The 12,242-nt window shown below is 54.1% G+C and carries 14 protein-coding genes, 1 tRNA gene and 1 other RNA gene (1 of these 16 cut by a window edge); 2 read left to right on the forward strand and 14 right to left on the reverse strand.

Annotated elements, in window-relative coordinates:
- The 7 genes from recR to AXE86_RS03920 all read right to left on the reverse strand — a co-directional run.
- A protein-coding gene (recR, locus tag AXE86_RS03890; RefSeq protein WP_009753195.1) for a recombination mediator RecR crosses the window boundary here: on the reverse strand, nucleotides 1-345 show its 5' portion. It extends 252 nt beyond the left edge of the window; 345 of the gene's 597 nt are visible here — the first part of the coding sequence; the start codon lies at nucleotides 343-345; its stop codon lies beyond the left edge, outside the window.
- A gap of 1 nt (nucleotide 346) precedes the next feature.
- The gene (locus AXE86_RS03895; protein WP_006690478.1) at nucleotides 347-673 is read right to left on the reverse strand and encodes a YbaB/EbfC family nucleoid-associated protein; all 327 of its coding nucleotides are present in this window, start codon (nucleotides 671-673) and stop codon (nucleotides 347-349) included.
- Nucleotides 674-752: 79 nt separating this feature from the next.
- Nucleotides 753-2,591, reverse strand: a complete 1,839-nt coding sequence (dnaX, locus tag AXE86_RS03900; protein WP_061944895.1) for a DNA polymerase III subunit gamma/tau — start codon at nucleotides 2,589-2,591, stop codon at nucleotides 753-755.
- Between the two features lie 76 nt (nucleotides 2,592-2,667).
- Nucleotides 2,668-2,767: signal recognition particle sRNA small type (ffs, locus tag AXE86_RS13550), an RNA gene on the reverse strand.
- A 33-nt stretch (nucleotides 2,768-2,800) separates the two neighbouring features.
- Nucleotides 2,801-2,891, reverse strand: a tRNA-Ser gene (locus tag AXE86_RS03910).
- 133 nt (nucleotides 2,892-3,024) lie between these two features.
- Nucleotides 3,025-3,990: a 6-phosphofructokinase gene (gene pfkA, locus AXE86_RS03915; protein ID WP_009753197.1), complete on the reverse strand. Its 966-nt coding sequence runs from the start codon at nucleotides 3,988-3,990 to the stop codon at nucleotides 3,025-3,027.
- A gap of 155 nt (nucleotides 3,991-4,145) precedes the next feature.
- Nucleotides 4,146-5,582, reverse strand: coding sequence for an alanine/glycine:cation symporter family protein (locus AXE86_RS03920; protein ID WP_061944898.1), 1,437 nt, complete (start codon nucleotides 5,580-5,582; stop codon nucleotides 4,146-4,148).
- A gap of 189 nt (nucleotides 5,583-5,771) precedes the next feature.
- On the opposite strand from AXE86_RS03920, the gene AXE86_RS03925 reads away from it, so the two are divergent.
- Together AXE86_RS03925 and AXE86_RS03930 are read left to right on the forward strand one after the other, a co-directional pair.
- Complete coding sequence (locus AXE86_RS03925) at nucleotides 5,772-6,608, forward strand: DNA adenine methylase (RefSeq protein WP_061944901.1); 837 nt, start codon at nucleotides 5,772-5,774, stop codon at nucleotides 6,606-6,608.
- A complete protein-coding gene (locus tag AXE86_RS03930) occupies nucleotides 6,601-7,896 on the forward strand; it encodes a type II restriction enzyme (RefSeq protein WP_198145286.1) in 1,296 nt (431 codons plus the stop codon). Before AXE86_RS03925 ends, AXE86_RS03930 begins: the two co-directional genes overlap by 8 nt.
- Nucleotides 7,897-8,507: 611 nt before the next feature.
- On the opposite strand, the gene AXE86_RS03935 is transcribed toward AXE86_RS03930, so the two are convergent.
- From AXE86_RS03935 to AXE86_RS12860, 7 genes are all read right to left on the reverse strand, one after another.
- Nucleotides 8,508-9,128, reverse strand: a complete 621-nt coding sequence (locus AXE86_RS03935; RefSeq protein ID WP_157064399.1) for a glycoprotease — start codon at nucleotides 9,126-9,128, stop codon at nucleotides 8,508-8,510.
- A gap of 21 nt (nucleotides 9,129-9,149) precedes the next feature.
- Entirely contained in the window at nucleotides 9,150-9,701 is a 552-nt protein-coding gene (locus tag AXE86_RS03940; RefSeq protein ID WP_061944907.1) for an N-acetylmuramoyl-L-alanine amidase family protein, read from the reverse strand.
- Entirely contained in the window at nucleotides 9,698-10,216 is a 519-nt protein-coding gene (locus AXE86_RS03945; RefSeq protein WP_232294920.1) for a phage holin family protein, read from the reverse strand. The genes AXE86_RS03940 and AXE86_RS03945 overlap by 4 nt, the downstream gene beginning before the upstream one ends.
- A gap of 66 nt (nucleotides 10,217-10,282) precedes the next feature.
- Nucleotides 10,283-10,447: a CD1375 family protein gene (locus tag AXE86_RS12600; protein ID WP_157064400.1), complete on the reverse strand. Its 165-nt coding sequence runs from the start codon at nucleotides 10,445-10,447 to the stop codon at nucleotides 10,283-10,285.
- Nucleotides 10,448-10,449: 2 nt separating this feature from the next.
- Nucleotides 10,450-10,821, reverse strand: coding sequence for a hypothetical protein (locus tag AXE86_RS03950; protein ID WP_061944910.1), 372 nt, complete (start codon nucleotides 10,819-10,821; stop codon nucleotides 10,450-10,452).
- A gap of 25 nt (nucleotides 10,822-10,846) precedes the next feature.
- Nucleotides 10,847-11,080: a gp53-like domain-containing protein gene (locus AXE86_RS13555; protein ID WP_442983643.1), complete on the reverse strand. Its 234-nt coding sequence runs from the start codon at nucleotides 11,078-11,080 to the stop codon at nucleotides 10,847-10,849.
- Nucleotides 11,081-11,083: 3 nt separating this feature from the next.
- The gene (locus AXE86_RS12860; protein WP_061944913.1) at nucleotides 11,084-12,241 is read right to left on the reverse strand and encodes a hypothetical protein; all 1,158 of its coding nucleotides are present in this window, start codon (nucleotides 12,239-12,241) and stop codon (nucleotides 11,084-11,086) included.
- Nucleotide 12,242: the final 1 nt, after the last annotated feature.

Here is a 12,242-nt window from a genome sequence, read left to right on the forward strand (position 1 = left end):
TTCGAGCGGGGAGAGTGCGCCATGCAGGACGTGGTACACGCCGTCATAGTCGTTCATGCGCTCCATCGCCGCAACATCCTGCGGCTGCTCGACGACACAGATCGTCGTGTGGTCGCGTTTTTCCGCCATGCAGATGGCGCACGGGTCACTGTCCGTGAGGTTGAAGCAGACGGAACAAAAGCCGATCTTCTCCTTCGCCCCCGTAATGGCAGCGGCAAGACGATGCGCTCGCTCCATATCCATGTCCAGGATATGGTAGGCGAGCCGCGTCGCCGTCTTTGCCCCGATGCCGGGGAGGGTGCGCAGCTGCTCGATGAGCTGCGCGAGGGGTGCGATCTGCTGCATATTAGAGCAGTCCGGGCGGCAGGCCGAGGCCGCTCGTCAGTTTGCCCATCTCCTGCGCCATCATGTCGTCCACCTTTTTCGTTGCCTCGTTGAACGCCGCCGAGATGAGATCCTGCAGCATCTCGATGTCCTCAGGATCAACCGCCGCGGGAGCGATAATAAGGCTCTGTACCTGCTTCTCGCCATCCATGACGACCTTTACCGCGCCGCCGCCTGAGGAGACCTCGACCGTTTTCTTGCGCAGCTCGTCCTGCATCTTCTTCATGTCCGCCTGCATTTTCTGGACTTTCTTCATCATGCCGGCCATATTTCCGCCGCCGTTAAACATAGTATCTCTCCTTTATCTTATATCCTATGGCGTGAATTCTTCTATTGCTTCCCTAGCCTAGCAAAATCCGTCCGCAACGTCAAGCCTGCGTATCGGGTGGAAGCTCATCATCAAACATCTCAGCTTCCTCATCGGGCGTCGGCTCATACGGCTCGTAGTCACCCTCTTCCGCTGCGCTCTCCTGCGGGGGCGTGGCAGGTTTCTTCTGCGCCGCACGCGGCGGCGCCGTCACTTCCTCCACACGAGCCTCCTCGCCTGCGACTTCGAGCAGCGCCGCCACAGGCGCAGGATAGTCCGGCTCTTTTGGGGGCGGAGGTGGCGGGACATCCTCCTCGCCACCCGTACAGACGACGGCGAGCGGGCGTCCCGCGAGTTCCGTCATCACCTCATCAAACACGGCACGATGGCGTTTCTTGATATAGTCACGCGCCATATCCGAGGATGGACGGATGAAAAAATGTGTCTCCGTCATCCCCTCGTATGCTGCCCCCGAAAGAAGCGATGCCGCGAGCCGATTCCGCTCCTTGAGCCGCACCTGAAAGCTCTGCCAGACCTTCATGTCGAGCTGACGCGGCGCACCGTCCGCCACTTCTTTTGCGGCAGACGATATCGCTTTCTTCGGCGCAGTTTTGGCTGCTGCGCCGTCCGCCTTCGCTGCATGTGGGTGCAGCGAAGGTACAGCATTCGCTGTGGCAGAAGCGGAGGCGGATACAGGCGTGACACCTGTGGCAAGGCGCGCCGCCAGCTCCTCGACCTGTGCCTCGAGCCGCGCGATCCGCGCAGCATCCGCGCCGCCCGTAGGGGGCGCAGTCGATTCTCCCGAAGGAGCAGCCCCCTCCGTATGGCAGAGGCCGATCAGCAGCGTCTCCACCGCAATGCGCGGCTGCGGCGAGGTACGCAGCTCCTGCATCGTCTCATTGAGACGACGCAGAATCGACATGATCTCCTCCTGCGTGAACTGAGCCGCGTCCATGCGCAGCTCCTCCGCATCGCCCGCGCAGAGCTCCGCTGCGCTGACCGCGCCGCCGACGCCCGCGATCATCAGCCGGCGGAAGTACTGCGCGAGCTCGGCGAGCACCTGCTTCAACTCGCGCCCGCTCTGCAGGAGCTCACTGAGCTGTGCGATCAGTGCCGCCGCATCGCGCGCAGCGATCTCTCCCGCCATGTGCCGAATCCACGCACGCCCGACAAGCCCCAACGTCTCCTGCACGCGCTCCGCCGTCAGCGTCCCCTCCGTGAGTGCCATACACTGGTCGAGAATCGAGAGTGCGTCGCGCATCCCGCCGTCCGCCTGCTCAGCGATGATACCGAGCGCATCCTCCTCCGCCGCAATGTCCGATTCCTTACAGACATAGATGAGACGGTCGCGGATCTCCGTCACCGTAATGCGGTGAAAGTCATAGCGCTGGCAGCGCGACTGAATCGTCGCGGGCACTTTGTGCGGCTCCGTCGTCGCGAGGATGAAGATCACACGTTCGGGCGGCTCCTCCAACGTTTTGAGAAGAGCGTTGAACGCCTCCGTCGTGAGCATGTGCACTTCGTCGATGATGTAGATCTTATAATGCCCCTCCGTCGGAGCGAACTTCACCGACTCGCGCAGATCGCGGATCTCGTCGATGCCGCGGTTGGACGCTGCGTCGATCTCAAAGACATCCATCGACGAGCCGTCGCTGATGCTGCGGCAGGAGTCACAGATGCCGCACGGCGTGAGCGTCGGCCCCTCGGCGCAGTTCAGTGCGCGCGCGAGGATCTTTGCCGTGCTCGTCTTGCCCGTGCCACGTGGCCCTGTAAAGAGGTAGGCGTGGCTGGTCTGCCCGCTCGTCACCGCACGGGAAAGCGTGCGGCTGATATGCTCCTGCCCCACAAGATCGGCAAAACTCTCCGGCCGCCACCGCCGATAGAGTGCAACGTATGCCATCGCGCACCTCCTTTTTGACAAACAAAAAACAGCCCACACGGGCTGCGCTGTTCCGATTTCTCCCACGGCAGACCGCAGTTCCCAGGCACCCTCGCGGCACATGAAACGATCCGCTTACCGCTGCTTCCTTCCGGACCTGACGGGGTTCACAGGGCTCCATTGCGCGAGACCAAGGCACTGCAGCCCGCCCTGAGAAAAATCAATAAAAATGGCGGAGAGTGAGAGATTCGAACTCTCGGTACGGTATCACCGCACACACGCTTTCCAGGCGTGCTCCTTCAACCACTCGGACAACTCTCCACAGTGCTCTCACATGAGAAGCTATTCATTTATGGGATAACAACATAGGGTAGTCTACATGGTTTACGGAATCTTGTCAAGAGGAAAATAAAGGACTGCGGCACATGGGCACCGCAGCCCCTCAAAAGCATCATTATGCCAGCACGCGCGAGAGCCGCACGAGCTCTGGATCGAGTGTCTTGCTGTTATTGACCGCCTCGAAGAGGTTGACCCCCACGACCTGCCCCTCGTTAAAGCTGTAGACCACGTCGGTTACTCCCGAAATGATCGCGAGTGCCGCCTTCTCACCGAGCATCGACGCCTTGATGCGGTCCTCCACCGTCGGCGAGCCGCCGCGCTGAATGTGTCCGAGCACCGAGACGCGCGTATCGATCTGCGTCTTTTCGCCGATGATCTTGCCGATTTCAACGCCCGAGCCCGCGCCCTCTGCAACGACGATGATGCTGTAGCGCTTGCCGCTCTCGTACATCTCCTTCAGCTCAAGACTGATCTCCTCGAGATCGAATGCAACCTCCGGTACGAGGATATACTCCGCACCGCCCGCGATGCCCGACATCATTGCCAGCCAACCCGAGTGACGTCCCATGACCTCGACGATGATGATGCGGCGATGTGCCGACGCCGTATCGCGCAGCTTATTGATCGCATCGACGATCGTATTGCACGCCGTATCGCAGCCAATCGTATAGTCCATGCCCCAGACATCGTTATCGATCGTGCCCGGCAGCCCGACGATCGGCATTCCCGTCTCCTTGCTGAGGAGTGAGCCGCCCGTCAGCGAGCCGTCGCCGCCGATGATCACAAGTCCCTCGATGTTGCGTTTGCGGAGATTCTCGTAGGCCGTCTTGCGCCCCTCGGGCGTCATGAACGTCTTGCTGCGCGCCGTGCCGAGGAATGTGCCGCCGCGCTGGATGAGATCGCTGACGCTGCGCGATGTGAGCTGCTCAATATCATCGTGCACCATACCGCTGTATCCGTTGTGCACACCGTAGACATCGACGCCCTCATAGAGCGCCGTACGCACCACAGCGCGTGCCGCCGCATTCATGCCGGGGCTGTCTCCCCCCGACGTGACGACCGCGATTGCCTTTTTCAGCATAAAACCATCCCCCGTCTCGATCCTGCGCTCACGCGCGTATTGTTCTTGCTCTCTATTCTACGAAAGCACGCATCAAAAGTAAAGACTTTCATAGAAAAAAGAAGGAGGAACTGCCGCACGAAGTTTTCGCTTCGCAGAGCGCTCCCCCAAATATTTTATTCGTATTTCTGTGCGCGGAACTCATCCTCGTTCCATGCCATCACACCGCGCTGATTGGGGAGAATGGCCGGATCAAAAATTGGATTCTTCCCTGCCGCCTTCTGCGCGAAATAGTCCCGCAGTGCCATCCGCGCATAGGGCGCGAGCCGCGTAATCGCGTAGAGGTTCGTGAGGCAGATCATCGCCATGAAGAGATCCGCGAGGTTCCAGACGAGCTGGAACGCAGCGACGCAGCCGAAGAACACCATCGCGACCACGGCGGCGCGATAGAGATTGAGCGCCGTCTTTACATTCGCACCGAAAAAGTGGATGTTGATCTCGCCGTAGTAGTAGTTGCCGACGACCGAGCTGAACGCAAAGAGGAAGATCAGAATCGAGAGAAGCGACGAAGCCCACGTGCCGAAGACGCTCGCGAGCGAATCCTGTGCAAGTGCGATGCCACTCACGTCACCGCCGACCGTATACTGCCCCGTGAGGAGCACGATGAACGCCGTCGCCGAGCAGACAATCCACGTATCGACGTAGACACCGAACGCCTGCACTAGTCCCTGCTTAACAGGATGGGTCACGCTCGCCGTCGCCGCCGCATTCGGGATCGAGCCTTCGCCCGCCTCATTCGAGAACAGACCGCGGCGGATTCCCGTGAGGATCACCGTGCCGATGCCGCCGCCGACCGCCGCCTGCGGGCTGAACGCATCGTGCAGAATGAGGGCAAACATCCCCGGCACGGCATCGATGTGCATGACGACAATGATGAGCGCGATGAGGAGATACAGCCCCGCCATGATCGGCACGAGGAACGTCGTAAACGTCGCGATGCGGCTGAGACCTCCAAAGATCACGAGCGCCGCCAGCACCGAGAGGGCGATGCCCATGATCCACGTCTCCACGCCGAACGCCTTCTCCACCGACAGCGCAATCGTATTCGCCTGTACCGAGACGTAGATCAGGCCGAACGTCACGGAGATCAGCACGGCAAAGAGCTTCGCCACGGCGGGCTGACCGAGTGCATTCTGGATGTAGTAGGCAGGGCCGCCGTGAAAGAGCCCGTGGCCGCGCGGAATCTTATAGATCTGCGCGAGCGTGCTCTCTACGAACCCCGTCGCCGTCCCGACAAAGGCAATCGCCCACATCCAGAACACCGCGCCGGGGCCGCCCGTCACAATGGCGATGGCAACGCCTGCGATATTGCCGACGCCGACGCGCGACGCCGTACTGACGCAGAACGCCTGAAACGACGAGATTGCCTTGCGCCCGCTCGGGCGGCGACCGAGATCCCCCGTGAGGAGGCGCACCATCTCGGGCAGCGCACACAGCTGGACGAGCTTCGTCGAGAGTGTGAACCACAGCCCGCAGCCAACGAGGACGACGATGATGATATAAGTCCACAAAAAGTCATTGATCGTCCCCACGGCCGAATTGAGAAAATCCATAGTATCACCCTTTCCTATAAAAACAGTCTCCATCATACGCGAAAAAAAAGCCTCTTGTCAAATTGCATCCGTGTATTCTTCTTCAAAAGGAACAGAACATAACACATACTTCTTTTCTCATTGAACTCTTTATGGCAATATGCTAGGATAACTCTGTAAGAAAATTTGATAGAAAGAGAGCGTATTCTTATGCGGAAAAACGTCCTTGTAGCCCCTATTGTAAAATGGGTCGGTGGCAAGCGTCAACTCATAAACGATCTAACCCCGCTGTTCCCTAAGAGAATCACCTCCTATTGTGAACCATTCGTGGGCGGCGGTGCTGTTTTGTTCTCATTGCAACCTAAAATTGCTTATATCAACGATATAAATGCAGAGCTTATTAATATCTACGAAGTGATCCGAGATGATGTAGACGCACTTATTACCGCATTGAGCGAACACAAAAACGAGGAGAAATACTTTTACTCTGTCAGAGATTGGGACAGGAATAGTGAAACCTACCTCCAACGTTCCAGTGTGCAACGTGCCGCTCGTATCATCTATTTGAACAAGACCTGTTATAATGGACTTTTTCGTGTAAATAATGCCGGGGAATTTAACGCGCCATACGGTCATTACAAAAAGCCAACCATTGTAAGTGCGCCTACATTAAGAGCCGTCAGCAACTATTTCCAAAGTGCACAGTTAACCTTCACCAATATAGACTATGCCGAAGTCCTGTCTACTGTACCTAAGGGAACCTTTGTTTATTTAGACCCCCCATACGATCCAGTCTCTGATACCGCTAACTTCACAGGATATACAAGAAGTGGATTTGATCGTACGGAGCAGATTCGCCTGAGAGAATGCTGTGACGAACTAACCCGACGCAAAATTAAATTTATGCTCTCCAACTCAGCAACAAAGTTCATCCGTGAACAATACGCCGCTTACGACATCACTCCCGTTCGTGCAAAGCGTGCAATAAACTCCAACGCCTCTAAGCGAGGTCACGTTGATGAAGTGGTGATAAGAAATTATGAGTAACACTACCGGTAAACAAAATGACCGTGCATGGGAATCCTTGTTTCAAGAATACGAAGTTCTTTCGCATATCGAGAAGAACGGTTCTTTTATCGTTTCAGCTGCTCAGATGAGAACTTTCCGTGAACCTAGACTTATGGCAAAAATAGACCATAAGATCAATTTGCCACAGATATTCACGGACAACAATCTGGCGATTTTACCGATATCACGCGGTGAATACATCATCGCTCATATGGAAGCCTATCAACCATTTCAAACACTCGATCGTATGATAACAAAGGCATCCCTGCCAGCTCATATACAAAGTCTTGATGCCTCTCATATTTCAAGCGAGGCAATTGCAATAAATTGTGCACTCGCCTCCGGCATACTTGCAGATTTCTTAGAAGATGAAGATCTCATCGCTACCGTATCGGGACGCATGGGTTCTGGAGAGTTCTCATTTGGAATACAAAATACAAGCAGTGATGCCGTCAACCAACTTACTGTAGCAAACGCACAAGTCGAAATTGATGCAGCATTTGAGGGTATTCATAGTTTATCCATCATTGAAGCAAAGATGGACTTGGCAGAAGACTTTCTGATACGTCAGCTATATTATCCCTATCGCATTTGGCACAGCCGTATCAGCAAGCCTGTTCATCCAATCTTTTTCGTGTATTCCAACGGAATATACCATCTGTATAAATATCAGTTCCAAAATCCGACCTATTATAATTCCTTGGAGCTTATCAAACACAAAAGCTATTCATTCGAAGATACAAACATTCAACTTTCCGAAATACAGGAAATTGCAACCAAGGTGCAAATAGTACCGGAGCCGCATATACCGTTTCCACAGGCAAATAACTTTGATCGTGTCATCAACCTATGTGAAATACTTGACACACACGAATTATCATGCGAGCAAATTACAGAGGAGTATGCTTTCGATTTGCGGCAAGCAGATTATTATACCAACGCCGCAAGATATCTTGGACTTGTTGATAAGCGTTGTAGCGACGGTCTGCCATCTCTATTTTACTTAACTGCAAAGGGTAAAAAAATCATAAATTCAAATTACAAACAACGTCACTTGGCTTTTTGCACAGCAATCTTACAACACGAAGTCTTTAGGAAAGTATTTATTCGTTATATGGATTGGGGCGTGACTCCAACCATTCAAGAAATTATGAACATTATGCACCGTTCTCATCTTTACAATCTCAAGAGTGAAAACACATACAAACGCCGTTCATCCACAGTGATAGCATGGGTAACTTGGATAATCAGAGTGACACAATTATAAAAATTAATTGTTTCTTGAACTGGATGTGAGAGCATGGTATTCTATTAATATCGAAAGAGCGTGATTATTTAGGATCGGAGGTAGATTTGTATGCTATGTAGACATTGTAAAAAACCGTTAAATGAGTCTCAAGTCATTGGAGACTATAAATCCTGTCCCAGTTGTTCTACAAACAGCAAAGTAGGGGAGCACATTTTCTATCCCAAGGATGCCTTTGGATTCACAGAAAAAAGAGAAACGACGACGAACCCTGACGGCATTCATAGTTGGTGCACCCGATGCCGAAGCAGAAGCAATAACATTGGGCCTCATCCAGGAGGTATAAAATGCAGTGATATGCCGCTCGCTCCACAAATGGCTGTGTAAATTAGCTTATCCCTTCCTTTACTTCTCCTTAAGAAGAAACGTTCACGCAAGGAGGCGATATAACAAATCATAGAGCGAACCGATAACCACAATAACGACGGGGCTTTACAAGAATAACACAGTATTTTTTACACAAAGACGAAATAGCTATACAGAAAGGCGAATCATGGTGTTTTGTAGACAAATTGTAGACAAGAAAAAGGGGACGGCGCACGAAACGCTGTCCCCTTTATTCTTTTATAACGTCACCACTCCGCGACGTTATACATGACCGTCGCGCCCTTGTACTTGCCGCCGTCGAAATGCGCAAGGGCTTCAAATCGCCCTTGCTCGTAGCCAACGGACATGAGTGCCTTGCCGTCAATCATCGTTGCCCCCGCCTTGATGCGGTGATCTTTGCGCAGGTTGATCTTATACACATCAACCTTCTGCTGATCTGCTGGCAGGTCTTTTCCGTCCACATCCTTAGTAATCGGCGTGACGACGGTGCGGTCGGAATTCTCCCGCGCTGCCATAGGTAGTGCCGCATCATCCGTGCGTATCTGCCGCTCTACCACCTGTGCCGCCCGCTCCACTGTAGGGGCGGTAACGTAGTACATCGTTGTCGGCGCACGCTGCCCCGCTTGTATCGTCGTGATGCGCTTTTCGAGCGCGTTGGCGTTCGCCGTGGATATGTCTAGGCGGTTTTTCAGTTCCTTTACGTCCTGCGTCTGCTCCTGCGTCATGAGGGCGGGCTTTTCCGTCGCCGTCTGCTCCGCTGCGGAGTATCTGCCAACGGCATACGCAAGCCCGACGATCAGGAGACACAGGATCACCAGCAGGCCTGTTTTGTGCGTTGTAACCGTCTGTTTGACTCGTTCGAGCATGTTTTGCACCTCCTCTGCGCACTATGCGTAATCCGTCACCCCACGTGCAATGGCGCGGGCGAAATCGTCCTGCCTGTCTCTCAGCAGCTCCTCATCCTCCGCATTACTGATAAAGGCAAGCTCCACGAGGACGGCGGGCATGTCCGTTGCATGGAGGACGGTGAGTTCTGGACGCTCTTTGAGTCCACGGTCAACGGTGCCGAGGCTGTCTACAATCTGCCGCTGGATACAGTCGGCGAGACGCTCAGCACGTCCGCCCATGTTGTGCACGAGTGTCTCCGTGCCCTGTGCGCTTGTACTGCCCGCACTGTTGCAGTGGATGGAAATGAAAATGTCCGCCGGCCACTGATTGGCACAGTCGCACACGGAGCAGTCCTGCCGATCTGCGTAGTCGCTGTCCCAGTTAAGGTTATCGCTCTGCCACATGCGAACTTCGTAGCCGACGGCTTCGAGGTAGCCTTTGACAAGCTCCCCGACTGCCGCCGCGACGTCGCACTCACGCAGTCCCGTCACGGGGCTCACGGCTCCGCTGTCATGCTCAAGGTCATGCCCGGGATTCAAAAATACTCTCATTTGTCTCCTCCTTTTCCGATGCCTTCCCGACGACGCGCCATGTCAACGAGCTCTCCTGCTTCCTTGATGCCCGCCGTCTGCATGTTTTCGAGGATGGAGATAAACTCTGTCAGTGATAGATACCCGATGACAAGCGTCGTGGCAAAGGCGGGTGCGTGTGCTTTGAGAAGGATAAAGTCAAGTACCGCCGCCGCGCTGACGACGCCGAAGTAGGTCAGTATCTTCGGGACAAAACGCTTCCGCATGATGTCACTTTTGATATACCCTGCACGACGTGCCGCCTTCATGTTCCAGATTGCATGCCAGAGGGACGGCTCATCTGCCCCCGTGTCAACGAGATGTTGACGCGAGAGGGAAAGCCATTTTGTCACGAGATCAGCGCACACGAGCACAAAGAACACCGCGAAGATCTGTGCGTGATCTTCGTAGGCGATGGTAACGACAAGTGATACGCCGAGTTTTTCCGCCCATCCGTCCACAAGGCGGTCAAGGACGGGCATGATATATTCTAGCAAGTTGCATCTCCTTTCCGTGCACAGAAAAAGCCGCCACGCGTTATGACGGCTATTCTGCGCTTCTCATCATCCTACGGGGTGCTCAACGATCCACTCTGCGACCTTCTCGCGATACGTCTCCGGTACAACGCGCAGGTTCTTCGGGTTGTCCTCCGGGGACAGTGCAAATTTTCCTCCCTGCACGAGGACGCCATAAGCGACGACGATGTAGCTATAGATTGTTGCTGCCATTGTTATTTTCCTCCTTTGAGTTTTGCGAGTTCTGCCTCAAGAGCCGCGATGCGGCTCTGCATATCTACCATGCCCTCCATGACGGCAAGCTCTGTTTCGGGTACGTTTGCCGTTGGCTCTTCTGTTGCCTGCACAGGCGGAGCCGGAGGAGCGGAGACTGGCTTTCCTGTCTTTGGGTCGCGGAGGTAGCCCGTACCGTTGTCGCCCATCCCTCGATTACCAATGTAGTGCTGGTAGTCTTCATCGGAGATGGGGATGTACCCATCGTCAATGTACGCCTGACGCTCTTCGTCGGTCGTGTAGTGCACACCGCTGACGACTGTTGTCTCACGACACCCAGAGGAATTAAATTTAGCAAGATATTCCGTTTTCATATGTCCTTCCTTTCTATATCCGATTTCACACACCAATTGCGATATATGTAGGCTTCGTTCTTCCAACATCACCGGGGGAAAAATATTGATGGAAAAGCACAGCTCTTTCTCTCTCCACTGTTGCTACCTGCCACATAGAATCATTATGGCTTCCAGACGCCGAAAGTATCGTTCCAGTAATTAGAGAAAAACATCCTCTTGAAAACGTAATTGGGAAAATTACAGTCTGAGCATCCTCCGATGTCTGTTCCGAGCCCATCCCCTACTGAACGATTAACCCATTGGCAAACTTGACCCAGCCATTTTGCTCAAGATTTCCTGCAACAATCCCTGTTTTTGCGGCATTGATCTGATCGACGATCCATTGTAGGGATTGCCCGCCAAGATGGTCTGCATTTCCTGCATAATCTGCTTTCCCTTTGAGATTCGAGTGCAGCCCCTCTGGCGTAAATAGATGCCCGATAAAACCGCCTTCCCCGTCTGCGACGCGGATTTCATACATGGTTTTTTTGCGTGGAGGCGGGAGGGTGTCATATGCATGTACATATGTAGTACTCCCATCAAACAATCTGTGATAATAGTGCGCGGGGAAGATACTCATTTCGGTGTTCTCGTTTTCATCGAACTTGAGCGCACCCGTAATCGTATCGCCGGACTTGCTGACCTTACCCGCCAGCGCATTTGTCACTGTCGCCGCAAAGTTTGCATCATTACCAAGCGCCGCAGCGAGTTCCTGCAAGGTGTCAAGAGCTCCCGGTGCAGAGTTCACGAGCGCGGCGATTGCCTGTGCGACAAAGGCGGTGCTTGCGATCTGTCCGTTATTTGTCCCACGCCCCGCCGTCGGTGCAGTAGGTGTGCCCGTGAGTGCAGGGGATTCGTATGCGTCCTGATGCAGGTGCTTTTTATGCACGGATTTCTCCGGATGGTCGAGTTCGGGGGCGGTACGATGATCGTCGAATTCGATTCTTGTGGCATATGCGCCGTTTTGCGTCTCGATGGTGACGTGCGTAGCGTTGCCAATGACGATATGCAGGTCAATGATCTCGCTGTCGATCGGCGTGTCCTTGCTCGGGATATAGTCAGCATAATTCCCGGCGTTCGTGTATGCGTAGAGTTTTTCCTCACCGCCCTCGATTTTCGCGACAATCCCGACCTCACGGTTGAAAAAACCAGACGTGAGCGCACTGTTGTCGACCACGAAGCGCAGACGTGCCTTGCCGTTGCCCTCATTCAGATACCCTTGCAGGGGCAACTGCATAACGCGGTGCTTCAACGCATGCAGCATCTCAACGGATTCCGCCTCTCCAAGCTGCCCATCGCCGAGCTCAGCACGGACAAAGATGAGTTTTCCTCCACCTTGACTCATACCAACCAAATCCTGCCCTGCGCGTGTCAAACGCAGAATTGGGAATTGTGCCATA

The organism is Selenomonas sp. oral taxon 136 (assembly GCF_001554015.1).
In the GTDB taxonomy this organism is placed as follows: domain Bacteria; phylum Bacillota; class Negativicutes; order Selenomonadales; family Selenomonadaceae; genus Centipeda; species Centipeda felix.